A 24,909-nucleotide genomic window follows, 5' to 3' on the forward strand; every position below is an offset into this window, starting at 1 on the left:
CGGGCTACCGGCGGGCATCACGGGGCATCACATGAGCACGGGCGTCACGGCAACGACGCAGAAAACCGTCGGCGGCATCCGCCGGAAATTCGCTCCCTGGAACGACCCGGCCGCCGTTCCGCTCATCCGCTACCAGAACGTCACCAAGCGCTTCGGCGATTTCGTCGCCATCGACAATCTCAACCTCGACATCTACGAGCGCGAGTTCTTCGCCCTGCTCGGCCCGTCGGGCTGCGGCAAGACCACGCTGATGCGGATGCTCGCCGGCTTCGAGGAGCCGACGTCCGGGCAGATCACCCTTGCCGGGCAGGACCTCGTGGGCACGCCGCCCTACAAGCGGCAGACCAACATGATGTTCCAGTCCTACGCGCTGTTCCCCCATATGAGCGTGTGGGACAACATCGCCTTCGGCCTCAAGCAGGACGGCATGTCCAAGGACGCGATCGCCGCCCGCGTCGAGGAGATGCTCAAGCTGGTGAAGCTGGAGAAGTTTTCCAAGCGCAAGCCGCACCAGATGTCCGGCGGCCAGCGCCAGCGCGTGGCGCTCGCCCGCTCGCTCGCCAAGCGCCCCAAGGTGCTGCTGCTGGACGAGCCGCTCGGCGCGCTCGACAAGAAACTGCGCGAGGAGACCCAGTTCGAGCTCATGGACATCCAGATGGAGCTCGGCATGACCTTCCTGATCGTGACCCACGATCAGGAGGAGGCGATGACGGTCGCCGATCGCATCGCGGTGATGAACCATGGCAAGCTCATCCAGGTCGACCAGCCGGCGGTGATCTACGAGCAGCCCAATTCGCGCTACGTCGCCGATTTCGTCGGCGACGTGAACATCATCGAGGCCCGGATCGAGGCGACCGGTTCCGGAACCTCGACGCTGCGCGCCGAGGCCGCCGGCGACATGCCGCTCACGGTTCATCAGGAGGTGGCGTCCCGGCCCGGCGACACCGTGTTCATCGCCATTCGCCCGGAAAAGGTGCGGGTCGATCTCGATCCGCCGACCGAGCAGGGCGCCAACTGCCTACCCGGCACGGTGTGGGATATCGGCTATCTCGGCGACCTGTCGATCTATCATGTCGAACTCGCCAATGGCTCGCGCATCAAGGCGGCCAAGCCGAACCTGACGCGCATGGTCGAGCGGCCCATCAGCTGGGACGACAAGGTGTGGGTGTCCTGGTCGGCGGATGCCGGCGTGCTGCTGACGAGCTGAGGAGACCGCCATGGCACGCAATGCACGGGGCCGCTGGCTGGTCGTCGCCATCCCCTATTTCTGGCTGCTGGCGCTGTTCCTCGCGCCGTTCCTGATCGTCTTCAAGATCAGCCTGTCGCAGGACGCCATCGCCCAGCCGCCCTATTTCCCCACCTTCGATCTCTCCGAGGGCTGGGACGTGTTCCGCGAGGCGTTCGGCGAGCTGTCCTTCGAGAATTACGGCTATGTCCTGAGCTGGGACAACGAGTTCCTCGAAGCCTATGGCTCCAGCCTCTGGATCGCCGGCATCTCGACCCTGCTGCTGCTGATGGCCGGCTACCCGATCGCCTATGCCATGGCGCGCGCGCCGAAATCGATCCGTCCCACCCTGCTGATGCTGGTGATCCTGCCGTTCTGGACCTCGTTCCTGATCCGCGTCTATGCGTGGATCGGCATCCTCTCGCCCGAGGGGCTGCTGAACCAGCTGCTGATCGCGCTCGGCATCATCAGCCCGGACGCGCCGCTGCAGATCCTCGCCACCGACTGGGCGGTCTATATCGGCATCGTCTATTCCTACCTGCCCTTCATGATCCTGCCGCTCTATTCGGCGCTGGAGAAGATGGACGACACGCTGCTGGAAGCCGCCGCCGATCTCGGCTGCACGCCGATCGCCGCGTTCTGGAAGATCACCTGGCCGCTCTCGCTGCCCGGCGTGTTCGCCGGCTGCCTGCTGTGCTTCATTCCGGCGGTGGGCGAGTTCGTCATCCCCGATCTGCTCGGCGGCTCGGACACGCTGATGATCGGCAAGGTGCTGTGGACCGAGTTCTCGGTGAACCGCTCCTGGACTGTCTCCTCGGCGGTGGCGGTGCTGCTGCTGCTGGTCCTGGTGGTGCCGATCGTGTTCTACCAGAACGTCCAGGCCCGCGAAGTGGAGGCGCGGTAGCATGTTCCACAAAAACAGAAGGATTTTTGTGGTGGGAACATGCTCCCGCCTGTGGGTTCGAGAGCGCTTTCCCATCCTTCGGATGGGCTCCACCGAAGGGAAAGGGCTCTAGATGCGCAAGGGTCTCTCCTGGTTCAACGTCAGCTCCATCGTCCTGGGCTTCGCGTTCCTCTACATCCCGATCCTGCTGCTGGTGATCTACTCCTTCAACGCCTCGCGCCTCGTCACGGTATGGGCGGGGTTCTCGGTGGAGTGGTATTTCAAGCTGTTCCAGAACCAGCAGCTTCTCGACGCCGCCTGGGTGACGCTGCGCGTCGCCTTCCTCTCGGCGAGCGTCGCCACTGTGCTCGGCACGCTGGCGGCGATCACGCTGACCCGCTATGGCCGCTTCCACGGCCGCATGCTGTTCTCCGGCATGATCTACGCGCCGCTGGTGATGCCGGAAGTCATCACCGGCCTGTCGCTGCTGCTGCTGTTCGTGGCGGTCGGGTTCGATCGCGGCTTCTGGACCATCACGCTGGCGCACATCACCTTCACCATGTGCTTCGTCTCGGTGGTGGTGCAGTCACGGCTCGTCACCTTCGACCGCTCGCTGGAAGAGGCGGCGCTCGATCTCGGCTGCACGCCGTTCAAGACCTTCTTCGTGATCACGCTGCCGATCATCCTGCCTGCGGTGATCTCGGGCTGGATGCTGGCCTTCACCCTGTCGCTGGACGATCTGGTCATCGCCAGCTTCACCACGGGGCCGGGCGCCACCACCCTGCCGATGCGCATCTATTCCCAGGTGCGCCTCGGCGTGACGCCGGAAATCAACGCCGCCTGCACCATCCTCATCGCCATCGTCACCGTGGTGGTGATCTTCGCCTCGATCATGACCAAGCGGCAGGAAGTCGAGCGTGAGAGGGCCGAGCGGCTGGCGGCGGCGGAAGCATGAACGGGGACAAGTCGGGCGAGGGGGCGGCCGGGCTGCTATAGTCGCCCGCGCCTTTCCGCCGAATCGCCTTTGGACCCGACATGCCGCTCCGCCTCCTGCCCTCGACGCTGGTCGACCGCATCGCCGCCGGCGAGGTGGTGGAGCGCCCGGCCGCGGCGCTCAAGGAGATCGTCGAGAACGCCCTCGACGCCGGAGCCCGGCGCATCGAGGTGGTGATCGACGGCGGCGGTCGCCGGCTGATGCGCGTCACCGACGATGGCGGCGGCATGGGCCCGTCCGATCTGAGCCTCGCCGTCGAGCGTCACGCCACCTCCAAGCTCGACGATGAGGACCTGCTGGCCATCGACACGCTCGGTTTTCGCGGCGAGGCGCTGCCGTCGATCGGCGCGGTGGCCCGGCTCTCCATCGCCTCCCGCCCGCCCGGTGCCGAGACGGCCTTCGAGATTCGCGTCGAGGGCGGGGAGAAATCCGCCCCGCGCCCGACCGCGCTCGGCCACGGCACCCGTGTCGAGGTGCGCGACCTGTTCTTCGCCACCCCGGCGCGGCTGAAATTCCTGAAATCCGAGCGCGCCGAGACCGCCGCCGCGATCGACGTGGTGCGCCGGCTCGCGCTCGCCCGCCCCGACGTCGGCTTCACGCTCGCCACCGATGAACGCCCGCCGGTGAGTTGGCCGGCGCGCACCGCCGATTCCGCCGGTCGGCGCGCCCGAATCGCCGATGTTCTGGGTCATGAGGTGGCGCGAAATGCGCTCGATATTTCCGGCCTGCGCGAGGGCGCGCGCCTGGAAGGCCTCGCGGGCCTGCCGACCTTCTCCAAGGCCAACTCGCTGTCGCAATATCTGTTCGTCAATGGACGGCCGGTGCGCGACAAGGTGCTGATCGGCGCCATCCGTGCCGCCTATGCCGACCTCCTGCCCTCCGACCGCCACCCGGTCACCGTTCTGTTCCTCGATATCGACCCGCGCGAGGTCGATGTGAACGTGCACCCGGCCAAGACCGAGGTGCGGTTCCGCGACGCCGGCAATGTTCGCGCCCTGATCGTGCGCACGCTCACCGACGCGCTCACCGCCGGCGTGCCGCGCACCGCCTCCACCGCCGCCGATCGGCTGGCCGATCTGGCACGTCCCGGCCTGTCGCCCACCCTGCCGGCACAACCCTCCCGCTGGAGCGGCGAGCGCTCGGCGAGCGGTCCGTTCGACTGGCGCCAGAGCTGGGCGGCGCCCGAGCCCGTGCCCGCGGGCGGCTTCGCGGAAACCGCGCAGGCCGCCTTCGAGCTGCCGCCTTACGCCTCCGCCGGCGGGCTGGCGCTCGACGCCACGCCCTCCGTCGATGCCCGCGCCCATGAGGCAGCCCCGTCGGCCGAGCTGGTGGAGCGTCCGCTAGGGGCCGCGCGCGCGCAGCTCCACGAGACCTACATCATCGCCCAGACCTCCGAGGGCGTGGTGATCATCGACCAGCATGCCGCCCACGAGCGCATCGTCTATGAGAAGCTGAAGGCCGCCATGGCGCGCGACGGCCTCGCCCGGCAGATGCTGCTGGTGCCCCTCGTGGTCGATCTCGATCCGTCCGACGCCGCGCGGCTTGCCGAGCGTGCCGAGGCGCTGGAGACTCTCGGCCTCGTGGTCGAGCCGTTCGGCCCCGGCGCGCTGCTGGTGCGCGAGGTGCCGGCGCTGCTGGGCGACGCCGATATTTCCAAGCTGCTGCGTGAGCTTGCCGAGCACGCGGCGGAATGGGACGATGCCCTGCCGTTGGAACGGCGCCTGCTCCATGTCGCCGCCACCATGGCCTGCCACGGCTCGGTGCGCGCCGGGCGCCGGCTGCGTGTCGAGGAGATGAACGCCCTGCTGCGCGAGATGGAACAGACCCCCAATGCCGGCCAGTGCAACCATGGCCGGCCGACCTTCGTCACCCTGTCGCTCGCCGATGTCGAGCGGCTGTTCGCGCGAAGGTAGAGCGCCTTGTTCGACAAGGATCACCCGAAAAGCTGGTACGCCGCGACGGTGGACCTGCCCGCTCCGCTGCCCGAGCTCGTCGGCCCGGTGCGCTGCGATGTCTGCGTCGTCGGCGGTGGCTATACCGGGCTGTCCGCCGCGCTCTATCTCGCGGAAGCCGGGCTCGACGTGGTGCTGCTGGAGGCCTCGCGCCTCGGCTCGGGCGCCTCGGGCCGCAATGGCGGGCAGATCCATTCCGGCCAGCGCCGCGATCAGGACTGGCTGGAGGCGCAGACGGGGCTCGACAACGCCAAGGCGCTGTGGCGCCTCGCCGAGGACGCCAAGGGCCACCTCTACGCCCTCATCGCGCGTCTCGGCATCGTCTGCGATGTCCGGCCGGGGCTGATCGTCGCCGACCACAAGCCCGGTTATGTCGCCCACAGCCACGCCTATGCGAAGAAGCTCAACGAGGTCTACGACTATCCCGACGCCGCCCCGCTCTCGCGCGAGGAATTGCGGGCGCTGGTCGGCTCGGACGCCTATCACGGCGGCATGATCGATCACGGGGGCGGGCATCTGCACCCGCTCAAGCTGGCGCTGGGCCTCGCCAGGGCCGCGCAGGACGCCGGCGCCCGCATGTTCGAACGCTCGCGCGCGCTCACCGTCACCGAGGGCGCGAAAGTGTCGGTGACCACCGCGAAGGGCGTGGTCGAGGCGGACTGGGTGCTGGAATGCGGCGATGGCCTGCAGGATGGCCTCGACCGGCGCGTCGACCGTTATGTGATGCCGATCGCCAATTACATCGCCGCCACCGAGCCGCTCGGGGGGCGCGCGCGCGACGTGATCGCCAACGGCGCCGCCGTCGCCGATTCCCGTTTCGTGGTGAATTATTACCGTTTGAGCCCAGACGGGCGGCTGCTGTTTGGTGGTGGCGAAAGCTACACCCGCCGGCTGCGCTCCGATCCGGGCGCCTTCGTGCGGCCCTACATGCTGAAAATCTTTCCGCAGCTCGCCGATGTGCGCATTGATTACGGCTGGGGTGGACTGCTGGGCATCACCATGACCCGGATGCCCTTCGTGCGGAAACTCTCGCCGCGCGTGCTCACGGCCGCGGGCTATTCCGGGCAGGGCGTGATGCTCGCGCCCTATTTCGGGATGATTCTGGCGGAAGCCGTGGCGGGGCAACTCGGCCGGTTCGATTTGCTCGCCGGCCTGCCGGTGCCGGCCTTTCCGGGCGGGCCGGTCATGCGCTGGCCGCTGCTGGCGGCCGGTCTCACCTATTACGCCCTGCGCGACAGGTTCTGATGGACGCTGCTTTCCCGGAATTCGAGGCTTATGCGCGCGACGCGCTCGCCTTCATCGAGGCCCACGGCCATTGGGCGCCGGCTATCGCCTTCGCGCTGGCCTTTGGCGAATCGCTGGCGGTGATTTCGCTGTTTGTGCCGGCGACCTTCATCCTCATCGGGCTCGGCCCGCTGATCGAGGCCGGCGGCATCGCCTTCCTGCCGGTCTGGTTGGGCGCCATGCTTGGCGCCACTCTGGGGGACGCGCTGTCCTATTGGGTCGGCTTCCATTTCAAGGACGGCGTGCGGCGTATCTGGCCGCTCTCGCGCTATCCCGGCATCATCGAGCCCGGCGAACGCTTCTTCCACCGCTTCGGCACTTGGAGCGTGTTTCTCGGCCGGTTCTCCGGGCCGCTGCGCGCCGTGGTGCCGCTGGTCGCCGGCATGTTCGCCATGCCCCAGTTGCTGTTCCAGATGGCCAACATCGCCTCGGCCATGCTCTGGGCCTTCCTGCTGCTCGCGCCCGGCGCGGCGGCGGTGAAGTACTGGACCGGGGGATAAGGCGGAAGCCGGGCGCCCGGCTCGGGCCGGCGGGCGGCGCGCGCAACTATTCGGCGGCTTCCTTGGGCGATTGGCCCTTCTTCCTCTCGTGGCGCGCTTTGGCGGGCAGCACGAGATCGAATTCGGCGAGTTCGGTTTCGGTGGGCATCGAACTGTCAGGGTCCGCCTTTGCCGCCGCGATGATCTGCTCGTCCGTCAGCGCATCGACCTTCGCCCAGTCGAACTCGCGCAACAGACGTTCAGCTTCCTTCGATGGCTTGTGCGAAGACACGTCTCTCGCTCCGATGCGCTCGCCTCACGGATATGGGCCGCCGACGGTGCCCTCTCCAGACGAAGACACATAGTATAACACGTCCTCCCACTTCGGCCATTGCTTCGAAGCGCGCGTCGCCGACAACCAGCTTGGGAGATGGACGCTCCAGACGTATGCGGCCGTCAAATATGAATTCGGCAAAGAGGAGCGGCAAACCATGCTTGGCCCGGTTCGCCGCATCCTTGTCATCGTCTCACTCGAAATCGTCCGTCTCGCCCATTTAAAGCAGCCTTGAAAACTGATTTCAGCGCGGGCTAGCGGACTCGGTTGGCAGTCGGTGCAATCAATTTCACGAGCGGTGCCTTGGTTGGTCCACCGATCTGTCGCCCTAAACGCACATGGCCGGGACAAGCCCGGCCATGACGTCGTTTCAGATGAGCGGATGAGGCTCAGTTCTTCGACTTGTCGACCAGCTTGTTGGCGCCGATCCACGGCATCATGCCGCGCAGCTTCTCGCCGACCTGCTCGATCTGGTGGGAATCGTTCATGCGGCGGATGCCCTTGAAGCGGGCCGCGCCGGCCTTGTATTCCTGCATCCATTCCGAGGTGAACTTGCCGGTCTGGATGTCGGTCAGCACGCGCTTCATCTCGGCCTTGGTCTCGGCGGTGATGATGCGCGGACCCGAGACGTACTCGCCCCATTCGGCGGTGTTGGAGATCGAGTAGTTCATGTTGGCGATGCCGCCCTCATAGATGAGGTCGACGATCAGCTTCACTTCGTGCAGGCACTCGAAATAGGCCATTTCCGGCGCGTAGCCGGCCTCGACCAGCGTCTCGAAGCCGGCGCGGATCAGTTCCACGAGGCCGCCGCACAGCACCACCTGCTCGCCGAACAGGTCGGTCTCGCACTCTTCCTTGAAGGTGGTCTCGATGATGCCCGAACGGCCGCCGCCGACGCCGCAGGCATAGGACAGGCCGAGGTCGAGCGCGTTGCCCGAGGCGTCCTGATGCACCGCCACGAGGCAGGGCACGCCGCCGCCCTTCTGGTATTCGCCGCGCACGGTGTGGCCGGGGCCCTTGGGGGCGATCATCACCACGTCCACCGAAGCCTTGGGCTCGATCAGGCCGAAATGCACATTGAGGCCGTGGGCGAAGGCGATCGCGGCGCCGTCACGGATGTTCGGCGCGATCTCGTCCTTGTAGATGTCAGCCTGGAGTTCGTCCGGGGTGGCCATCATCATCAGGTCGGCCCACTTGGCGGCTTCGGCGACGGTCATCACCTTGAGGCCGTCGGCCTCGACCTTCTTGGCGGTCGCCGAGCCGGGCTTGAGGCCGATGGCGATGTCCTTGGCGCCGGAATCCTTGAGGTTCAGCGCATGGGCGCGGCCCTGCGAGCCATAGCCGATGATGGCGACCTTCTTGCCCTTGATCAGGTTCACGTCGGCGTCGCGGTCGTAATAAACGCGCATTGGGGGTCTCCTTGTCTCACGCGTTGGTCGGGTTCCGGCCCAGGACCGAAAGGCCCGTGCCGTAGAGGTCGAGGAACTGGTCGGTGGCGCGCGCGGCGTCGCGCTCGATCTCGGCGGCCGGGAGACGAAGCGCATCGCCCAGCAGCAGCCGGATCTGCACGTCGCGGCCGACCAGGCCGATAAAGGTGCGGAAGGCGGTCTCGGTGTCGTCGAAGCCGATCAGCCCGGCCTCGCGCCCGGCGTCCAGAACCGGCTTCAAACGTTCGCCGATAGCGAAGCGCCCGTTCGCCAGCATGATCGCGCCGAGATTGGAGCCGCGCGTGCCGGCCTGTGCGATGGCGAACCGGTTCAGCGCGATCGAGGTCGGGCTGGAAATTACTGAAAGCCAGTTGGCGGCGAAGCGGACGAGGCTGTCGCGCAGCGCCGAGGCGTCCAGCTTCGTGCGGTCGTAATTGCCGGCGCGCACCCGCGAGGCCTGGTACTGCACCGTCGCGGCGAGCAGGCCGTCGCGATCGCCAAACCACTTGTAGAGGCTCTCCTTGGAGCAACTCGCGCGCCGCGCCACCGCGGTCATGGTCAGGTCGCCGCCATGCTCGACCATCAGCGCGAGCACGGCGTCCAGCACGGCCTGCTGCCGTGCCGTCAGCTCCTCGCCGCTGTGATCATTGGGTGCCGCCATCGCCGCCGAAAATCCGTACCGTACGTTACGGTTCCGTCGTATAGCAGGTTGTCGGCGTGCTGCAAGGTGCTGGTGTGCTATCGCATTGCTCCCAAGCGGGATATTTATCCCGGTGAAGTGGGCGGTACCTTGGTCTGTCGCCGTGATCGGGCATCCGGCAGGCGCGGCCGGACGTGGCCGGACATTCAGGGGAGTGCGCGATGACCAGACAGCAGCCGGCGGAACGAGGCCTCCTGCCATTCATCGGTATCGCGTTCATCTATCTGATGATCATGGCGGCGACGACCGTGCCGACGCCGCTCTATCCCATCTACCAGCAGCGGATGGATTTCTCCCTGTTCATGGGAACGGTGATCTTCGCCACCTATGTGGTCGGCGTGCTGATCGCGTTGCTCTGCTTTGGCCGTGCCTCCGACACGGTGGGCCGGCGGCCCCTGCTGGGAGCGGCGGTAGGCTCGTCGCTGATCTCCACCGGATTGATGCTGCTGAGTGACCTGTTCATGGGCGACGCGCTGCCGATCCTGCTGGTCGGGCGCTTGTTTGCCGGGCTCGCCGTGGGCTTGTTCGTGGGCGCGGGTACGGCGGCGTTGATCGAGCTTGCGCCGGAAGGGCTCAAGGCCAAGGCGCCATTCATCTCCACGGCGGTGAACGCCCTCGGCCTCGGCTTCGGCCCGTTGCTCGCCGGCGTGATGGTCGAGACGGTGCCGCCGCCGCTGCAGTCGGTGTACTGGGTGCTCATCGCCACGCTCGTGCTCGGCCTGGTCATCGTCTGGCAGGCTCCGGAGACGGTGACGGTCAAGCGCGGCGCGCGGCCGCACATGCAGCGCCTCTCCCTGCCGCCGGAAGCCCGCGCGCCGTTCCTCAAGGCCGCGGTGCCCGGCTTCACGGGTTTCGCCGTGCTGGGGTTGTTCGGCGCGGTGTCGCCGGATCTGCTGCACAAGATGGGGGTGAACAATGCCATCGATCAGGGGCTGATCATCTTCGCCGTGTTCGCCGTCTCCGGTGCGACACAACTGGTGGTGAAGCCGTTGCCGCTGGCGCGGACCATGCAGGTGGGCTGCGCTTTGCTCGCGGTGGGCGTGGGGGTGATCCTCGCCTCGGTGCTGCGTGAATCCTGGCCGTTGCTGCTGGTCGGCGGTGGGATCAGCGCGGCGGGATGGGGCGCGACATTTGCCAAGGGCCTCGCCAATGTCAGCCAGTCGGTCGAGGAGACGCAGAGGGCCGGCGTCACCTCGGCGCTGTTCGTGTGCTTCTATGTCGGGCTCACCGCGCCGGCGGTCGGTGTCGGTGCGGCGGCACTGAAATGGGGGCTGGCGGATTCCACCGTCGCCTTCGCCATCATCATGGCGGTGCTGGCGCTGTGTGCGCTGCTGATGAACCTGCGCACCGAGCGCTAGCTCAGGCATTTGTCGGGGAGCGGCGCTGCGCACAAGCCACGCTGCGCCGCCCGCGCCTCACATCCCCTCGGGACCGCGGCCGATGGCGGCGACGCCGGTGCGCGACACCTCGACGAGGCCCAGCGGTTCCAGCAGCGAGACGAACTGGTCGATCTTGTCCGGCTTGCCGGTGATCTCGAACACGAAGCTCTCCAGCGTGGTGTCGACCGTGCGGGCGCGGAAACTGTCGGCGATCAGCAGGGCTTCCTGCCGGATCTCGCCCTTGCCGCGCACCTTGATCAGGGCGAGCTCGCGCTCCACCGCCTTGCCGACCACGGTGAGGTCGACCACGCGATGCACCGGCACCAGCCGGTCGAGCTGGCTCTTGATCTGCTCGATGATCGGCGGGGCGCCGGTGGTCACGACGGTGATGCGGGAGAGCTTGGAATCGTGGCTCACCTCGGAGACGGTGAGACTGTCGATGTTGTAGCCGCGCCCGGAAAACAGGCCGACGATGCGGGCGAGAACGCCCGGCTCATTGTCGACCAGCATGGAGAGGGTGTGGCGTTCGATCGGTTCGGCGGGGGAGGACATGGGGGCACTCTGAAAAGTCGGCGGATATGGCTTTTGGCAGGCTGTCTGGCCGTCATCCCCGGGCTTGACCCGGGGATCCACACGTCAGGACGGGCGTGGACGGCTGGGCGAGGCCAGCCATGACGTCGTTACGCGCAATGCGCTGTCACACCAGCATCTTGCCTTCCTCGCTGATCGCGTCGTCCAGCGCCTCGGGATGGTCGGGCATGATCATCTCGTTGTGCGGCTTGCCCGACGGGATCATGGGCAGCACGTTTTCCATCTTGTCGACCAGGCAGTCGAACAGCACCGGGCGGTCGACGTTCAGCATTTCCTGGATCGCGCCGTCGAGGTCGCCGGGGCGATGGCAGCGTATGCCGACGCCGCCATAGGCTTCGGCCAGCTTCACGAAATCGGGCAGCGATTCCGAATAGGAATGCGAGTAGCGCCCGCCATGCAGCAGGTCCTGCCACTGGCGCACCATGCCCATATATTCGTTGTTCAGCACGAAGATCTTCACGGGCAGATTGAACTGCAGCGCGGTGGAGAGTTCCTGCAGGCACATCTGGATCGAGGCCTCGCCGGCAATGTCGATGACGAGGCTGTCCGGGTGGGCCACCTGCGCGCCGATGGCGGCGGGCAGGCCGTAGCCCATGGTGCCGAGGCCGCCGGAGGTCATCCAGCGGTTCGGCTCCTCGAAGTGGAAGTGCTGGGCCGCCCACATCTGGTGCTGGCCGACTTCGGTAGTGATGTAGACGTCCTTTTCCTTCACCGCCTCATACAGCCGCTCGATGGCGTATTGCGGCTTGATGAGGTCGGGGGACTTCACATAGGAGAGCGACTTGCGGGCGCGCCAGCGGTCGATCTCGCCCCACCAGGAGGCGATGGCGCGGCGGTCCGGCTCGGCCTTCATGGCGCGCCACATGGTGAGCATGTCTTCGAGAACATGCTTCACGTCGCCGATGATCGGGATGTCGATCTTGATGTTCTTGTTGATCGAGGACGGGTCGATGTCGATGTGGATCTTCTTCGAGTTCGGCGAGAAGGCATCGACGCGGCCGGTGATGCGGTCGTCGAAGCGCGCACCCACGCACACCATGACGTCGCAATCATGCATCGCCATGTTGGCTTCATAGGTGCCGTGCATGCCGAGCATGCCGAGCCACTGCCGGTCCGAGGCCGGATACGCGCCGAGCCCCATCAGGGTCGAGGTCACCGGATAGCCGGACAGGCGCGCGAACTCACGCAGCAGGCGCGAGGCCTCCGGCCCGGAATTGATGACGCCGCCGCCGGTGTAGAACACCGGGCGCTTGGCCTTGGCCAGCAGCTCGACGGCCGCCTTGACCTTCTCCGGGTCGCCCTTGAGGCGCGGCTGGTAGGTCTTGTGCTGGATGTTCTCGGGGCCGACATAGATGCCGCGTGCGAACTGCACGTCCTTCGGGATATCGACCACGACCGGGCCAGGACGCCCGTTCTGCGCGACATAGAACGCCTCGTGCAGGACACGGGCGAGATCGTTGATGTCGCGGACCAGATAATTGTGCTTGGTGCACGGGCGGGTGATGCCGACCGTATCGCACTCCTGGAACGCGTCCGAGCCGATGAGATGGGTCGGAACCTGCCCGGTGATGCACACCACGGGAATCGAATCCAGCAGCGCGTCGGTCAGGCCGGTCACCGCATTGGTGGCGCCGGGGCCGGAGGTGACGAGCACGACGCCGACCTTGCCCGATGAGCGCGCATAGCCTTCCGCCATGTGCACCGCGCCCTGTTCGTGACGCACCAGGACGTGGCGCACCTGGTTCTGGTGGAACATGGCGTCGTAGATCGGCAGCACCGCGCCGCCGGGATAGCCGAACATGTGTTCGACGCCCTGATCGATCAGGGCCTGCATCACCATTTCGGCGCCGGTCATCTCGCGCATCATGGTCCGTTTCCTTTGCACTCGTCGGTCTGTGGCAGGGTCCAGAAAATCAAAAGGCCCCGTCAGGGGCCATGTCGCGCGTCACCGTTGGGCGGAGATGCCGTCAGGCAGTCTCCGCGGCGACGCGCCGTCCTACGATAAGGATAATAATGTTGCGCATTGGAGCGCTCCGTCTTCGTAAAGTTGCGCGACCTGTACAGCCCGTCGCCGGGCGCGTCAAGCCGCAGATGATTTCATCGGCATAATGTCGAACGATCAAGCACTTTTCGTGGCGGCGTCCTGCCGCTATACCGGCCTTTGCCAACAGGAGTTTCCCCCTTCATGACGCAGATGCGGCTGGTCATCGTCGGCGCCGGTGGGCGCATGGGCCGGGCGCTGATGCGTGCGGTGATGGAAGCTCCCGACCTCGCTCTTGCCGGCGCTGTCGAGCATGCCGGCTCGGAGAATATCGGCCGCGATGTCGGCGAGCTGACAGGCACGGGCCCAACCGGCATGACGGTCAGCGACGACGCGCTGGAGCTGTTCTCGCGCGCGGAAGGCGTGATCGACTTCACCACGCCGCAGGCCAGCGTGATCTTCGCGGCTCTGGCCGCGCAGGCCCGCATCGTGCATGTCGTCGGCACCACGGGCTGCACGCCGGAGGACGATGCGCGCATAGCCGCGGCCTCGCGCCATGCCACGGTGATCAAGTCCGGCAATATGAGCCTCGGCGTCAATCTTCTGGCCGCGCTGGTCAAGCGGGCCGCCCGCGCGCTGAACGAGGATTTCGACATCGAAATCGTCGAGATGCATCATCGCGCCAAGGTGGACGCGCCGTCCGGTACCGCGCTGCTGCTGGGCGAGGCCGCCGCCGAAGGGCGCGACATCGCGCTGACTGAGCATGGTGTATTCACCCGCCACGGCCATACCGGTGCGCGCAACGCCGGCGATATCGGCTTCGCCACGCTGCGCGGCGGTACGGTGGTGGGCGAGCATTCGGTGATCTTCGCCGGTCCGGGCGAACGCATCGAGTTGGCGCACAAGGCCGAGGATCGCATGATCTTCGCCCGCGGCGCGCTGGCTGCCGCCCGCTGGGGCCGAGGCCGCAAGCCGGGCCTCTATTCCATGTCCGATGTGCTCGGCCTCACCGAGTCCTGAACCCGAACGACGCCTACCGTCCCGTCCCGCCCCGTCCCGATCCGACCGGAGACTGCCCGATGTCCGACCGCCTTCTCGTGCTCGTCCGCCATGGCCAGAGCGAATGGAACCTCAAGAACCTGTTCACCGGCTGGCGCGACCCGGACCTCACCGAGCTTGGTGTTGAAGAGGCGAAGGCCGCCGGCAAGCGGCTGAAGGCGGAGGGTTTTCAGTTCGACGTTGCCTACACGTCGGAGCTGTCGCGCGCGCAGAAGACGCTTGATCTCGCGCTTGCCGAACTCGGCCAGACCGGCATTCCGATCACCCGCGACATCGCCCTGAACGAGCGCGACTATGGCGACTTGTCGGGTTTGAACAAGGATGACGCGCGCCAGAAATGGGGCGAGGAGCAGGTGCTGATCTGGCGCCGCTCCTATGACGTGCCCCCGCCCGGCGGCGAGAGCCTGAAGGACACGGTAGCGCGCACGCTGCCCTATTATGTGCAGGAAATCCTGCCGCAGGTGCTGCGCGGCAATCGCGTGCTGGTGACCGCGCATGGCAATTCGCTGCGCGCGCTGATCATGGTGCTGGAGAAGCTGTCGCCCGAAGGCATCCTCAAGCGCGAGCTGGCGACCGGCGTGCCGGTGATCTACCGGCTGAACGCGGATTCCACCGTCGCCAGCGTCGTCGATCTCGCCCGCTGAACCGGCGCTTTCGGCGCGCCGATGGCGGCGCGTCGGCGGCCGGCCGGCATGATGGCGGCGCGCGGCTCCTGCGCCCGCCCGCCTCTTCTCTCGGGAGCACGAAGGGGCTAACAAGGCGCTCGCCCCGAACCGGACGGCGCGCGGGGATTGTCGTCCCCGCCGCCCGCGGGCAACTCCGCAGGCCGCACGTTCCATGCTGAAGTCCTTCTTCTCCTACTATCGCCCCTATCGGACCCTGTTCCTGGTCGACTTCGGCTGCGCCGTGCTGTCCGGCGTGCTCGAACTCGGCTTCCCCATGGCGATGAAGGCCTTTGTCGACCTGCTGCTGCCGCGCGGCGACCTTCAGCTCATCCTGCTGGCCGCCCTCGGCCTGCTGGCGATCTACGCGCTCAACAGCGCCTTGATGGGGATCGTGACCTATTGGGGCCATGTGCTCGGCATCAACATCGAGACCGCGATGCGGGCGAAGGCCTTCGCCCATCTCCAGAAGCTCTCCTTCCGCTTCTTCGACAATTACAAGACCGGGCATCTGGTGGCGCGCGTCACCAAGGACCTCGAGGAGATCGGCGAGGTTGCCCATCACGGGCCGGAGGACCTGTTCATCGCGGTGATGACCTTCGTCGGGGCCTTCGTGCTGATGCTCTGGGTGCACCCGCCGCTGGCCTATCTCACGGCGCTGATCGTGCCGCTCACCGCCTTCGTGGTGGCGCGCTATGGCGGGCGGATGACGCGGAACTGGCAGGAGCAGTTCGGCCGCATCGGTGCCTTCAATGTCCGGCTGGAGGAGAATATCGGCGGCATCCGCGTGGTGCAGGCCTTCGCCAACGAGGCGCACGAGACCCGGCTGTTCGCCGTCGACAATGCCGGCTACCGCGCCGCCAAGCTCGACGCCTACCGCCTGATGGCGGCGAGCCAGGCGCTGAACTACCTGGCGATGCGGCTGGTGCAGCTCACCGTGATGCTGGCGGGCGCGTGGTATGTGGTCGAGGGCGGGCTGACGATCGGCGGCTTTGTCGGCTTCCTGCTGCTGGTCGGGGTGTTCTACCGCCCGCTCGACAAGATCGCGGCGGTGATGGAGACCTACCCCAAGGGCATTGCCGGCTTCCGCCGCTACCAGGAACTGCTGGCGACCGAACCCGACATCGCCGACCGGCCGGGCGCCCGCGAGGTGGCCCATCTCAAGGGCGATATCCGCTTCGAGGGCATCGGCTTCGGCTATGTGCCGGGTCGCGCCGTGCTGGCCGGCGTCAATCTCGACATCCATGCCGGGCAGACCGTGGCCTTCATCGGCCCCTCGGGCGCGGGCAAGACCACGCTGCTCTCGCTGCTGCCGCGCTTCTATGAGGCCAGCGAGGGCCGGATCACCATTGACGGCATCGACCTGCGCGACATGACGCTGGAGTCGCTGCGCCAGCAGATCGGGATCGTGCAGCAGGACGTGTTCCTGTTCGGCGGCACCATCCGCGAGAACATCGCCTATGGCCGGCTCGACGCCAGCGATGAGGAGATCCGCGAGGCCGCGCACCGCGCCCGGCTCGGCGGCATGCTGGCCGATCTGCCGGAAGGGCTCGACACGCTGATCGGCGAGCGCGGCGTGAAGCTCTCCGGCGGGCAGAAGCAGCGCCTCGCCATCGCCCGCATCTTCCTCAAGAATCCGCCGATCCTGATTCTCGACGAGGCGACCTCGGCGCTCGACACCGAGACCGAGCGCGAGATCCAGCGCTCGCTCGACGAGCTGGCGCGCGGGCGTACCACGCTGGTCATCGCCCACCGCCTCGCCACCATCCGCAACGCCGACCGCACCATACTGGTCTCGGGCGGCGGCATCACCGAGCGGGAGGCTCCGCCGCCGGAGGCGTGGGAAGCTTCCGCGTCCCGAACATGAGCCCCCTCACCGAGCCTAGATGCTTGCGCATGCACTGCTCGGCGAGGTCGGGATTGCGCCCCTCGATCGCCGCGGTGATGGCCTCGTGCTCGGCGAAGCTGGAATGGGCCGGCGGGGGCTCGGGCGCGGTGCGGGCATAGGCCCAGCCCGGAGACCGCCGCACGGCGTTCAGCGTCTCGAACAGCATGACCAGCAGCTTGTTCTTGCTGGCCTGCGCGATGGCAACGTGCAGCCGGTTGTCCCAGGCCTCATAGATGCTCCAGCTTTTTGCCCCGCGCGCCCGCCGGTTGCAGGCGCGCATCTCGTCGAAATCGGCCTGCGTGCCATAAAGCGCGGCGAGCCGCGCCAGCTGCGGCTCCATGGCGAGGCGCGCATCGATGATCTGCGCGGGGCTGGTGATCGTGCCGAGATACTCGACATCGTGCAGGTTGATCACCGGACGCGCGCCGATGAAGGTGCCGCGGCCGATATGCCGCCAGACCTGGCCCTCGGATTCCAGCACCGCCATCGCCTTGCGGATTTCAGCCCGCGTCGCGCCCAATTGCTCCGCCAGCGCGCGCTCCGAAGGCAGGCGTCCGTTGAGCGGGAGGGTCTGTTCGGTGAGGAAATTCCTCAGCCGCAACAACACGTCATCCGCAGTTCCGTGGCCGAGCATGTCAACCAATCACGAAAATGGGTTCACTTAGGGTCTTTTCACCGTAGTCAAAACGCGTTCAACTTCAATCTGCCGCAGGGTCGTTTCACGAGAAAATACGCTCGGAACCGAAAGTATTGCGACACCGAATTGGACCAATGAAAAAATTGGTTCAGCCGGCCGGTGTGGATCGTCGACGCCAAACGATCCCCGCGCCCGCCGTTGGCCTCATGCCGGAGGAGTGCAGGAAAGCCTGACCGGCTTTCTCGACCGAACGATCAAAAAAACACACCGGAGGAAACCATGATGATCTCCAAGAGGTCTTTCTGCCTTTCAGCGGCCGCGGGCGCGTTCCTGCTTGCCGCCGGCAGCGCATCCGCGCCCGCGCAGACGCTGCGTAACGTCACCTTCGTCCAGCCCAGCCCGTCCGCGATCAACTCGTTCCCGGTCTACGTCGCGATGGGCGAGGGGTATTTCAAGGACGAGGGCATCAACATGCGTGTCGAGTCGGTCAACGGCTCCGGCGCCGTGATCCAGGCGATGGCATCCGGCCAGGCCCAGTTCGGCCGGCCCGGCCCCGGCCCGGTGCTGAGCGCCCGCGCCCGCGGCGTCGATGTCGTCTTCCTCTACAACATGATGGTGAAGAGCTCCTTCGGCATCGTGGTGAAGGACGGCGACAGCTTCAAGTCGCCCACCGACCTCAAGGGCAAGGTGATCGGGGTCGGCACCGCCGACGGCGCCGAGGTCTCCTTTGCGCGCGGCGTGCTCTCCTCCCTCGGCATGGAGGAAAAGCGCGACTACACCTTCCTGACCGTCGGCGATGGCGGCATGGCCACCGCGGCCTTCACCCGCGACGACATCTCCGCCTATGCCGCCTCGACGGCGGATGCGGCGATCCTCTCCCATCGCGGCATCAAGCTGCGCGACATCACCCCCGTCGAATTCGTCACCTTCTTCGGCAACGGCTTCGCCGTGATGCAGGAGACGATCGACAAGGATCCCAAGCTGGTCGAGGGCTTCGGCCGCGCGGTGGTGCGGGCGCAGGAATTCGCCGTCGATCCGGCGAACCGCGAGAAGGTGCTGGCGCATCTCAAGGCCGGCATGCCGCAGGAAAGCGAGGACAAGGCCTTCGCCAACGCCCTGTTCGAGCAGGTGCTGGCCAAGACCATGCGCGTCGACCAGAGCAAGGGCTGGGGCTACCAGAACCCCAAGGACTGGGAAGCCTGGCATGTCAGCCTCGTCGAGACCGGCAGCCTGAAGCAGCCGATGCCGGACCTCGAAAAGGCCTACACCAATGCCTTTGTGGAGGTGTGGAACAAATGAACGCCGCCGCAGCCTTCCTTCCCGCGGAATCGAAGCCCCGCGAGGTGGTCTACGAGCTGAAGTCGGTCTCGAAGACCTATGCCATGCGGCAGATCCATGCCCTGGACAATGTGAACCTCCGGCTGGAACGCGGCAGCTTCTCTTCGGTCATCGGATCGAGCGGCTGCGGCAAGTCCACCCTTCTGAAGATCATGGCGGGGCTCCAGTCCCCGTCCGCGGGCAGCGTGGTCCTGGCGGGCAAGCCCGTGCTGGGACCACGCCGCGACATCGGCATGATGTTCCAGCACGCCACCCTGTTCCCCTGGCGCACCACGCTGGAGAACATCGTGCTGCCGATCGAGATCCGCGACGGCAAGCAGGCCGCCGCGGCCAAGCACGAGGCCGGGCGCCGCCTGCTCGATCTGGTCGGCCTCAAGGGCTTCGAGAACGTCTATCCGGGCGAGCTGTCCGGCGGCATGGCGCAGCGCGCCGCCATCTGCCGGATGCTCATCACCGAACCCGAGGTGCTGCTGCTCGACGAGCCGTTTTCGGCGCTCGACGAATTGTCGCGCGATTTCATGAACATGGAGCTGCAGCGCATCTGCATGGCGCGCAACGCGACCGCCTTCCTGGTCACCCACTCCATCCCGGAAGCGGTGATCCTGTCGGATGTCGTCCACGTCATGCGCCCGCGTCCCGGCCGGGTGGTGGAGACGGTGGCGATCGACCTGCCGCGCCCGCGCACGCTGGAGATGATCACCACGCCCTATTTCGGCGCGCTCGTCGCCCATATCCGCAGCCGTCTCGACAAGGAGGCCGCATGAGCACGATCGACAGTTCCATCGAGGTCGGCGAAACCGGCGCCGGCATTACCGATACCGTCTGGACCGAGAAGGGCTCCTGGCTCGACCGGGTGCCGCGCGCGGTGTCCATGATCGTCCTGTTCGCGGCGTTCCTCGCCATCTGGCAGGGCGTCACCCTGCTGGGCGTGGTCTCGCCGATCATCATGCCGACCCCGGCCGAGGTCGGGCGCGACATCGTGACCGTGGCGATCAATCTGCTCTCCGGCGACTACATGCTCGCCGCGCTGTGGATCACCGCCAAGGAGGTGTTCTTCGGCTTCATCATCGCCACGGTGGTCGGCTTCTCGCTCGGCGTGCTGGTGGGCGAGACGACGTTCGGCGAGCGGGCGGTGATGCCCTATCTGGTCGCCATCGACACCATGCCGAAAATCGCCTTCGCCCCGCTCTTCGTGGCGTGGCTCGGCTTCGACATCGCTTCGAAGGTGGCGCTCGCGGCCTTTATCGCCACCTTCCCGATCATCGTCGGCACGGCGGCGGGGCTGCATGCGGCCGATAGCAATGCGCGCATGCTGTTCAAGACCATGGGCGCCTCGCGCTGGCAGATGCTGATCAAGCTCAAGCTGCCCACCGGCCTGCCGCATTTCTTCACCGGCCTGAAGATCGGTTCGGTCGGCGTGATGGCGGGCGCGATCACCGGCGAGTTTCTCGGCGGCGGCAAGGGCTTCGGCGAATTGATCCGCGTCGCGGCCAGCATGCTCGACACTCCGCGCGTGTTCTCGCTCATCCTCTATCTCAGCCTTCTGGGCCTCGGGCTGTTCGCCTTCGTGAACTGGGTCCAGCAGCATTTCGTGTTCTGGCACAAGGCCCGGGTGACGACGGCGGAGTAACCCTCCCCCGCTCCCGTACAATCAGGAAAAAGACCATGCATCTCGTAACCTACCGCACGCCGGGAGGCTCTTCCGTCGGTGTCGTCGAGGGCGCCAGCGTGCTGCGCGTCGCCGATCTCGTCCCCGGCGCGCCCGACGACATGATTGGCGTGATCGAGGCGGGCGAACCGCTTCTGGCGACACTGCGCGCGGCGCTGGCCTCGGCACCGGCGGGCGCCCGGCAGCCGCTGGCCTCGACCGAGCTGCTGTGCCCGATCCCGCAGCCGGGCAAGATCATCTGCCTCGGGCTCAACTACGCGCTGCACGCCAAGGAAGGCGGCAATGCGGTGCCGGATTATCCGGCCTTCTTCATCCGCGCCAATTCCTCGCTGGTGGCGCCGGGCGCGCCGGTGGTGCGTCCGCGGGTCTCCGACAAGCTGGACTATGAGTGCGAGCTGACCATCGTCATCGGCAAGCGCGGCCGCGATATCCCGGAAGACCAGGCGCTCACCCATGTCTATGGCTACACGCTGCTCAACGACGTCTCGGTGCGCGACTATCAGCGCAAGACCACGCAATGGTCGGCCGGCAAGAACTTCGACGGCACCGCCCCGGTCGGGCCGGTCATCGCCACCGCCGACGATCTGCCGCCGGGCGCCGACGGCCTCGGCATCCGTACCCGGCTCAACGGGCAGGTGATGCAGGACAGCGACACCTCGGACATGGTGTTCAAGGTCGCGCGCACCGTGGCGCTGATGTCGGAGATCATGACGCTCAACCCCGGCGACATCATCGCGACGGGCACGCCCTCGGGCGTCGGCTATGCCCGCAAGCCGCCGGTGTTCATGAAGCAGGGCGATGTGGTCGAGGTCGAGGTCGACGGCATCGGCATATTGCGCAACCCGGTGATCGACGCGGGCGCATCGGCATGACAAGCGAGGCCGGCATCGCTGCTTCCGGCGGCGTCGTCGCCGCGCGTCCCGCCGCCGGCCGGGTGCCCGCGCCGGCACTGCGCGACTTCACGGCGCGCGCCTTCCTCGCCCTCGGCGTGCCGGAGGACGATGCCCGCCGCGTGGCCGGGTTGATGGTCGAGGCCGATCTGCGCGGCTACGACACCCATGGCGTGTTCCGGCTGCGGCAATATGTGGACCGGCTGCGCGACGGGGGCATCACGCCGGCCGCCACCGTGACCACCGTGCGCGAGACCGCCGCCACCGCCTTGATCGACGGCGGCAACGGGCTCGGCCATCTCGCCATGCAGGCGGCGACGGAGCTGGCCATCGCCAAGGCCGGCGCCGCCGGCATCGGCTGGGTCGGCGTGCGCAATTCCAACCATGCCGGCCCGGCGGCGCTCTATGTGCTGCCGCAGACCCGCCAGGGCATGGCCGGCATCTGCGCGGCGGTGGGCAGCGCCAACCATGTCGCGCCGTTCGGGGGCAGCGAAATGCTGCTCGGCACCAACCCGCTCGCCATCGCCGTTCCCGCCGGCCGGCAGGCGCCGTTCCTGCTCGACATGGCGACCACCAATGTCGCCATGGGCAAGATCAAGTCCCTTGCCCAGCGCGGCGAGCCGATGCCGGAAGGCTGGATGGTGGGGCGCGATGGCCGCCCCCTCACCGATCCCAACCGGCGCGACGAGGGGTTCCTCCTGCCGATCGGCGGTGCCAAGGGCTATGGGCTGGCCATGGCGATCGGCCTGCTGGCCGGCGTGATGAACGGGGCCGCCTTCGGTTCGAACGTGGTGGATTTCACCACCGACCGGACGAGCCCGACCAATACCGGCCAGTTTGTCGCCGCGCTTTCCGTCGCGGCCTTCCGCGAGCCCACGGCCTTCGGCGCGGCGGTGGATACGGTGTTCGACGAGATGCGCGCCTGCGCGCCGCTGCCCGGTCATGCCCCGGTCCGGATTCCCGGCGAGGGGCGCGAGGAGCGGGCCGCCAAGGGCGATGCCGAGGGCCTCGCCCTGCACCCCAATCTGGTGAAGGAACTCGACGCCATCGCCGGAGAGCTGGGCATCGTCGGCCTCTGAGCGGAAGTGGCGAAACCAATTGGTCATTGGATGGGTGGATGCCGCACAGGACGCTGCGATATCACCCGTTGGAGCCTTGACGTTTCGCTTAACCCAATGTACGACCAAATCATGATTGGTATTAAATGTCACGGGAGTGATTGATGAACGCGCCAATTGAGAACGCCGCCTATGTGATCCCGCCCGTGGGTATCCCGACGCTTGGCGTCGAAGGGTCCACCCAGCTTTTCCCGATCCACCGCATCTATTGCGTCGGTCGCAACTATGCCGATCACGCCATCGAGATGGGGCATGATCCGGACAAGGAGCCGCCGTTCTTCTTCCAGAAGAACCCGGACAATGTCATCGCCAACGGCACCTTTCCCTATCCCGACAAATCCAGCGACGTGCATTTCGAGATCGAGATGCTGGTCGCGATCGGCAAGGGCGGGATCAACATCCCGATCGAGAGCGCGCTCGACCATGTCTGGGGCTATGGCGTGGGCCTCGACATGACCCGGCGCGACCTGCAGGGCGAGGCCAAGAAGCTCGGCCGGCCGTGGGAAGTCGGCAAGGCCTTCGAGGCGTCCGCCCCGTGCACGGCGCTGGTGCCGGCGAGCCGTATCGGCCACCCGACCGACGGCAAGGTGTGGCTCAACGTGAACGGCAAGCAACGCCAGATCGGCGACCTCAACCAGATGATCTGGAAGGTGCCGGAGATGATCTCGTACCTGTCCAGCCTGTTCGAACTCAAGGCCGGCGACATCATCATGTCCGGCACGCCGGCGGGCGTCGGCGCCATCGTGCGCGGCGACCTGATGGAAGGCGGCGTCGATGGCGTCGGCACGCTGACCGCCAAGGTGGTCTGACGCCCGCGCCAGACCCTTCCCGCGTGAAAAGGCACCCGGCGCGGCCTGCGCCGGGTTCGTGACGAACAGACTTCCGACAGGAGCTTGCGGTGGCGAAGATAAAGGTGGCCAACCCCGTGGTCGAACTCGACGGGGACGAGATGACGCGCATCATCTGGGCGCTCATCAAGGACAAGCTGATCCACCCCTATCTCGACATCGACCTCGATTATTACGACCTGAGCGTCGAGAACCGCGACGCCACCGACGATCAGGTGACCGTCGACGCGGCGCACGCCATCAAGCGCGCCGGTGTGGGCGTGAAATGCGCCACCATCACCCCGGATGAGGGCCGCGTCACCGAGTTCGGCCTCAAGAAGATGTGGCGTTCGCCCAACGGCACGATCCGCAACATCCTCGGCGGCGTCATCTTCCGTGAACCGATCATCGCCAAGAACGTGCCGCGCCTGGTGCCGGGCTGGACCCAGCCGATCATCGTCGGCCGCCACGCCTTCGGCGACCAGTACCGCGCCACCGACTTCAAATTCCCCGGCAAGGGCACGCTGACGGTGAAGTTCGTCGGCGAGGACGGAACGGTGATCGAGCAGGAGGTTTATCAGTCGCCCGGCGCCGGCGTCGCGCTCGCCATGTACAATCTCGACGAGGCGATCGTCGAGTTCGCGCGGGCCTCGCTCAATTACGGTCTGGCCCGGCGTTACCCGGTCTATCTCTCGACCAAGGACACCATCCTCAAGCAGTATGACGGGCGGTTCCGCAAGCTGTTCCAGGAGATCTACGAGGCCGAGTTCAAGGCCGAGTTCGAGAAGCACAAGATCTGGTACGAGCACCGCCTGATCGACGACATGGTGGCTTCCACGCTGAAATGGTCCGGCGGCTATGTCTGGGCCTGCAAGAACTATGACGGCGACGTGCAGTCCGACATCGTGGCGCAGGGCTTCGGTTCGCTCGGGCTGATGACCTCCGTGCTGATGACCCCGGACGGCCAGACCATGGAATCGGAAGCCGCCCACGGCACCGTCACCCGCCACTATCGCGAGCACCAGAAGGGCAAGGAGACCTCGACCAACTCCATCGCCTCGATCTTCGCCTGGACTCGCGGCCTCGCCCATCGCGCCAAGCTCGATGGCAATGACGACCTCGCCCATTTCGCGAGCACGCTGGAGAAGGTGTGCATCGACACGGTGGAAGCGGGCGACATGACCAAGGATCTGGCGCTGCTGGTGGGACCGGACCAGCCCTGGCTGTCGACCACCGGCTTCCTCGACAAGGTGGACGCCAATCTCCGCAAGGCGATGGCATAGCATTACGCTTCCCGGTCCGGCCGCGCGCCGGACCGGACCATCCGATGGATCGGATCAGTTGCGAAGATCGCCGCCGGGTGTGAGCGACAGGAGCAGCCCGGCCGCCTCCATGGCGCGCGCGATGCGCTGCATGGCCGGCCAGTCGATGGTGCCGCTGCGGCGCCCGAGATAGATCACCCACGCCTCGCTCGGCACCGCCTCGCCCGGAAAATCGCGCTCGATATGTCGCGCCGCCTGCATCAGGCGCGGCAGGCTCGGCCGCTCGCCGGGCACCTCGCTCTCGTCGAAGCAGTCCTCGCACATCGCCGC

24 protein-coding genes and 1 pseudogene are annotated in these 24,909 nt (G+C 66.7%); 17 read left to right on the forward strand and 8 right to left on the reverse strand.

Going from position 1 to position 24,909, the window contains the following annotated elements; all coding sequences use genetic code 11:
• Positions 1-31 precede the first annotated feature (31 nt).
• The 6 genes from MKI84_RS18955 (at position 32) to MKI84_RS18980 (ending at position 6,838) form a co-directional block, all read left to right on the forward strand.
• Entirely contained in the window at positions 32-1,207 is a 1,176-nt protein-coding gene (locus MKI84_RS18955; RefSeq protein ID WP_241621827.1) for an ABC transporter ATP-binding protein, read from the forward strand.
• A 10-nt stretch (positions 1,208-1,217) separates the two neighbouring features.
• Positions 1,218-2,129, forward strand: a complete 912-nt coding sequence (locus MKI84_RS18960) for an ABC transporter permease (RefSeq protein ID WP_241621828.1) — start codon at positions 1,218-1,220, stop codon at positions 2,127-2,129.
• 112 nt (positions 2,130-2,241) lie between these two features.
• Positions 2,242-3,063, forward strand: coding sequence for an ABC transporter permease subunit (locus MKI84_RS18965; protein WP_241621829.1), 822 nt, complete (start codon positions 2,242-2,244; stop codon positions 3,061-3,063).
• An 80-nt stretch (positions 3,064-3,143) separates the two neighbouring features.
• The gene (gene mutL / locus MKI84_RS18970; RefSeq protein ID WP_241621830.1) at positions 3,144-5,015 is read left to right on the forward strand and encodes a DNA mismatch repair endonuclease MutL; all 1,872 of its coding nucleotides are present in this window, start codon (positions 3,144-3,146) and stop codon (positions 5,013-5,015) included.
• A 6-nt stretch (positions 5,016-5,021) separates the two neighbouring features.
• Positions 5,022-6,299 carry an NAD(P)/FAD-dependent oxidoreductase gene (locus MKI84_RS18975; RefSeq protein ID WP_281063258.1) on the forward strand — a complete coding sequence of 426 codons (1,278 nt, stop codon included), beginning with the start codon at positions 5,022-5,024 and terminating at the stop codon, positions 6,297-6,299.
• A complete protein-coding gene (locus MKI84_RS18980) occupies positions 6,299-6,838 on the forward strand; it encodes a DedA family protein (protein ID WP_241621831.1) in 540 nt (179 codons plus the stop codon). Before MKI84_RS18975 ends, MKI84_RS18980 begins: the two co-directional genes overlap by 1 nt.
• 46 nt (positions 6,839-6,884) lie before the next feature.
• Here MKI84_RS18980 and MKI84_RS18985 read toward each other — a convergent pair whose 3' ends face one another.
• The 4 genes and pseudogenes from MKI84_RS18985 to MKI84_RS19000 all read right to left on the reverse strand — a co-directional run bounded on the left by MKI84_RS18985 (position 6,885) and on the right by MKI84_RS19000 (position 9,239).
• Entirely contained in the window at positions 6,885-7,109 is a 225-nt protein-coding gene (locus MKI84_RS18985; protein ID WP_241621832.1) for a hypothetical protein, read from the reverse strand.
• A pseudogene (locus MKI84_RS18990) lies at positions 7,078-7,332 on the reverse strand (BrnT family toxin); the annotation flags it as partial. The gene MKI84_RS18985 and the pseudogene MKI84_RS18990, both read right to left, overlap by 32 nt.
• A 208-nt stretch (positions 7,333-7,540) precedes the next feature.
• The gene (gene ilvC / locus MKI84_RS18995; RefSeq protein ID WP_241621834.1) at positions 7,541-8,560 is read right to left on the reverse strand and encodes a ketol-acid reductoisomerase; all 1,020 of its coding nucleotides are present in this window, start codon (positions 8,558-8,560) and stop codon (positions 7,541-7,543) included.
• 16 nt (positions 8,561-8,576) lie between these two features.
• Entirely contained in the window at positions 8,577-9,239 is a 663-nt protein-coding gene (locus MKI84_RS19000; RefSeq protein WP_241621835.1) for a TetR/AcrR family transcriptional regulator C-terminal domain-containing protein, read from the reverse strand.
• A gap of 200 nt (positions 9,240-9,439) precedes the next feature.
• On the opposite strand from MKI84_RS19000, the gene MKI84_RS19005 reads away from it, so the two are divergent.
• Positions 9,440-10,636 carry an MFS transporter gene (locus MKI84_RS19005; protein WP_241621836.1) on the forward strand — a complete coding sequence of 399 codons (1,197 nt, stop codon included), beginning with the start codon at positions 9,440-9,442 and terminating at the stop codon, positions 10,634-10,636.
• 57 nt (positions 10,637-10,693) lie between these two features.
• Here the strand turns inward: MKI84_RS19005 and ilvN are convergent, their stop codons facing one another.
• Positions 10,694-11,209, reverse strand: a complete 516-nt coding sequence (ilvN, locus tag MKI84_RS19010) for an acetolactate synthase small subunit (RefSeq protein ID WP_241621837.1) — start codon at positions 11,207-11,209, stop codon at positions 10,694-10,696.
• Between the two features lie 145 nt (positions 11,210-11,354).
• Positions 11,355-13,115, reverse strand: a complete 1,761-nt coding sequence (locus MKI84_RS19015) for an acetolactate synthase 3 large subunit (protein WP_241621838.1) — start codon at positions 13,113-13,115, stop codon at positions 11,355-11,357.
• Positions 13,116-13,433: 318 nt separating this feature from the next.
• Here MKI84_RS19015 and dapB point away from each other — a divergent pair, with 318 nt between their 5' ends.
• The 3 genes from dapB (at position 13,434) to MKI84_RS19030 (ending at position 16,817) form a co-directional block, all read left to right on the forward strand.
• Positions 13,434-14,249, forward strand: coding sequence for a 4-hydroxy-tetrahydrodipicolinate reductase (dapB, locus tag MKI84_RS19020; protein WP_241621839.1), 816 nt, complete (start codon positions 13,434-13,436; stop codon positions 14,247-14,249).
• Positions 14,250-14,308: 59 nt separating this feature from the next.
• Positions 14,309-14,932, forward strand: a complete 624-nt coding sequence (locus MKI84_RS19025; RefSeq protein ID WP_241621840.1) for a 2,3-bisphosphoglycerate-dependent phosphoglycerate mutase — start codon at positions 14,309-14,311, stop codon at positions 14,930-14,932.
• A gap of 193 nt (positions 14,933-15,125) precedes the next feature.
• The gene (locus tag MKI84_RS19030; protein WP_241621841.1) at positions 15,126-16,817 is read left to right on the forward strand and encodes an ABC transporter ATP-binding protein; all 1,692 of its coding nucleotides are present in this window, start codon (positions 15,126-15,128) and stop codon (positions 16,815-16,817) included.
• On the opposite strand, the gene MKI84_RS19035 is transcribed toward MKI84_RS19030, so the two are convergent.
• The gene (locus MKI84_RS19035; protein WP_241621842.1) at positions 16,759-17,472 is read right to left on the reverse strand and encodes a FadR/GntR family transcriptional regulator; all 714 of its coding nucleotides are present in this window, start codon (positions 17,470-17,472) and stop codon (positions 16,759-16,761) included. The two genes, MKI84_RS19030 and MKI84_RS19035, sit on opposite strands and share 59 nt — an antisense overlap.
• Before the next feature lie 282 nt (positions 17,473-17,754).
• Here MKI84_RS19035 and MKI84_RS19040 point away from each other — a divergent pair, with 282 nt between their 5' ends.
• From MKI84_RS19040 to MKI84_RS19070, 7 genes are all read left to right on the forward strand, one after another.
• Positions 17,755-18,774, forward strand: a complete 1,020-nt coding sequence (locus tag MKI84_RS19040) for an ABC transporter substrate-binding protein (RefSeq protein ID WP_241621843.1) — start codon at positions 17,755-17,757, stop codon at positions 18,772-18,774.
• Positions 18,771-19,577 (forward strand): ABC transporter ATP-binding protein, encoded by an 807-nt coding sequence (locus MKI84_RS19045; protein ID WP_241621844.1) that lies wholly within the window; start codon positions 18,771-18,773, stop codon positions 19,575-19,577. The genes MKI84_RS19040 and MKI84_RS19045 overlap by 4 nt, the downstream gene beginning before the upstream one ends.
• Positions 19,574-20,443 (forward strand): ABC transporter permease, encoded by an 870-nt coding sequence (locus MKI84_RS19050; protein WP_241621845.1) that lies wholly within the window; start codon positions 19,574-19,576, stop codon positions 20,441-20,443. The genes MKI84_RS19045 and MKI84_RS19050 overlap by 4 nt, the downstream gene beginning before the upstream one ends.
• A gap of 35 nt (positions 20,444-20,478) precedes the next feature.
• The gene (locus MKI84_RS19055; protein ID WP_241621846.1) at positions 20,479-21,354 is read left to right on the forward strand and encodes a fumarylacetoacetate hydrolase family protein; all 876 of its coding nucleotides are present in this window, start codon (positions 20,479-20,481) and stop codon (positions 21,352-21,354) included.
• Complete coding sequence (locus tag MKI84_RS19060) at positions 21,351-22,451, forward strand: Ldh family oxidoreductase (RefSeq protein ID WP_241621847.1); 1,101 nt, start codon at positions 21,351-21,353, stop codon at positions 22,449-22,451. Before MKI84_RS19055 ends, MKI84_RS19060 begins: the two co-directional genes overlap by 4 nt.
• Positions 22,452-22,594: 143 nt before the next feature.
• Positions 22,595-23,299, forward strand: a complete 705-nt coding sequence (locus MKI84_RS19065; protein WP_241621848.1) for a fumarylacetoacetate hydrolase family protein — start codon at positions 22,595-22,597, stop codon at positions 23,297-23,299.
• Between the two features lie 89 nt (positions 23,300-23,388).
• On the forward strand, positions 23,389-24,600 hold the full coding sequence (locus MKI84_RS19070; protein WP_241621849.1) for an NADP-dependent isocitrate dehydrogenase: 1,212 nt from the start codon (positions 23,389-23,391) through the stop codon (positions 24,598-24,600).
• Positions 24,601-24,654: 54 nt separating this feature from the next.
• On the opposite strand, the gene MKI84_RS19075 is transcribed toward MKI84_RS19070, so the two are convergent.
• Positions 24,655-24,903, reverse strand: a complete 249-nt coding sequence (locus tag MKI84_RS19075) for a hypothetical protein (RefSeq protein ID WP_241621850.1) — start codon at positions 24,901-24,903, stop codon at positions 24,655-24,657.
• Positions 24,904-24,909 lie beyond the last annotated feature (6 nt).

It is taken from the genome of Ancylobacter gelatini, from assembly GCF_022601675.1.
Lineage (GTDB): Bacteria > Pseudomonadota > Alphaproteobacteria > Rhizobiales > Xanthobacteraceae > Ancylobacter > Ancylobacter gelatini.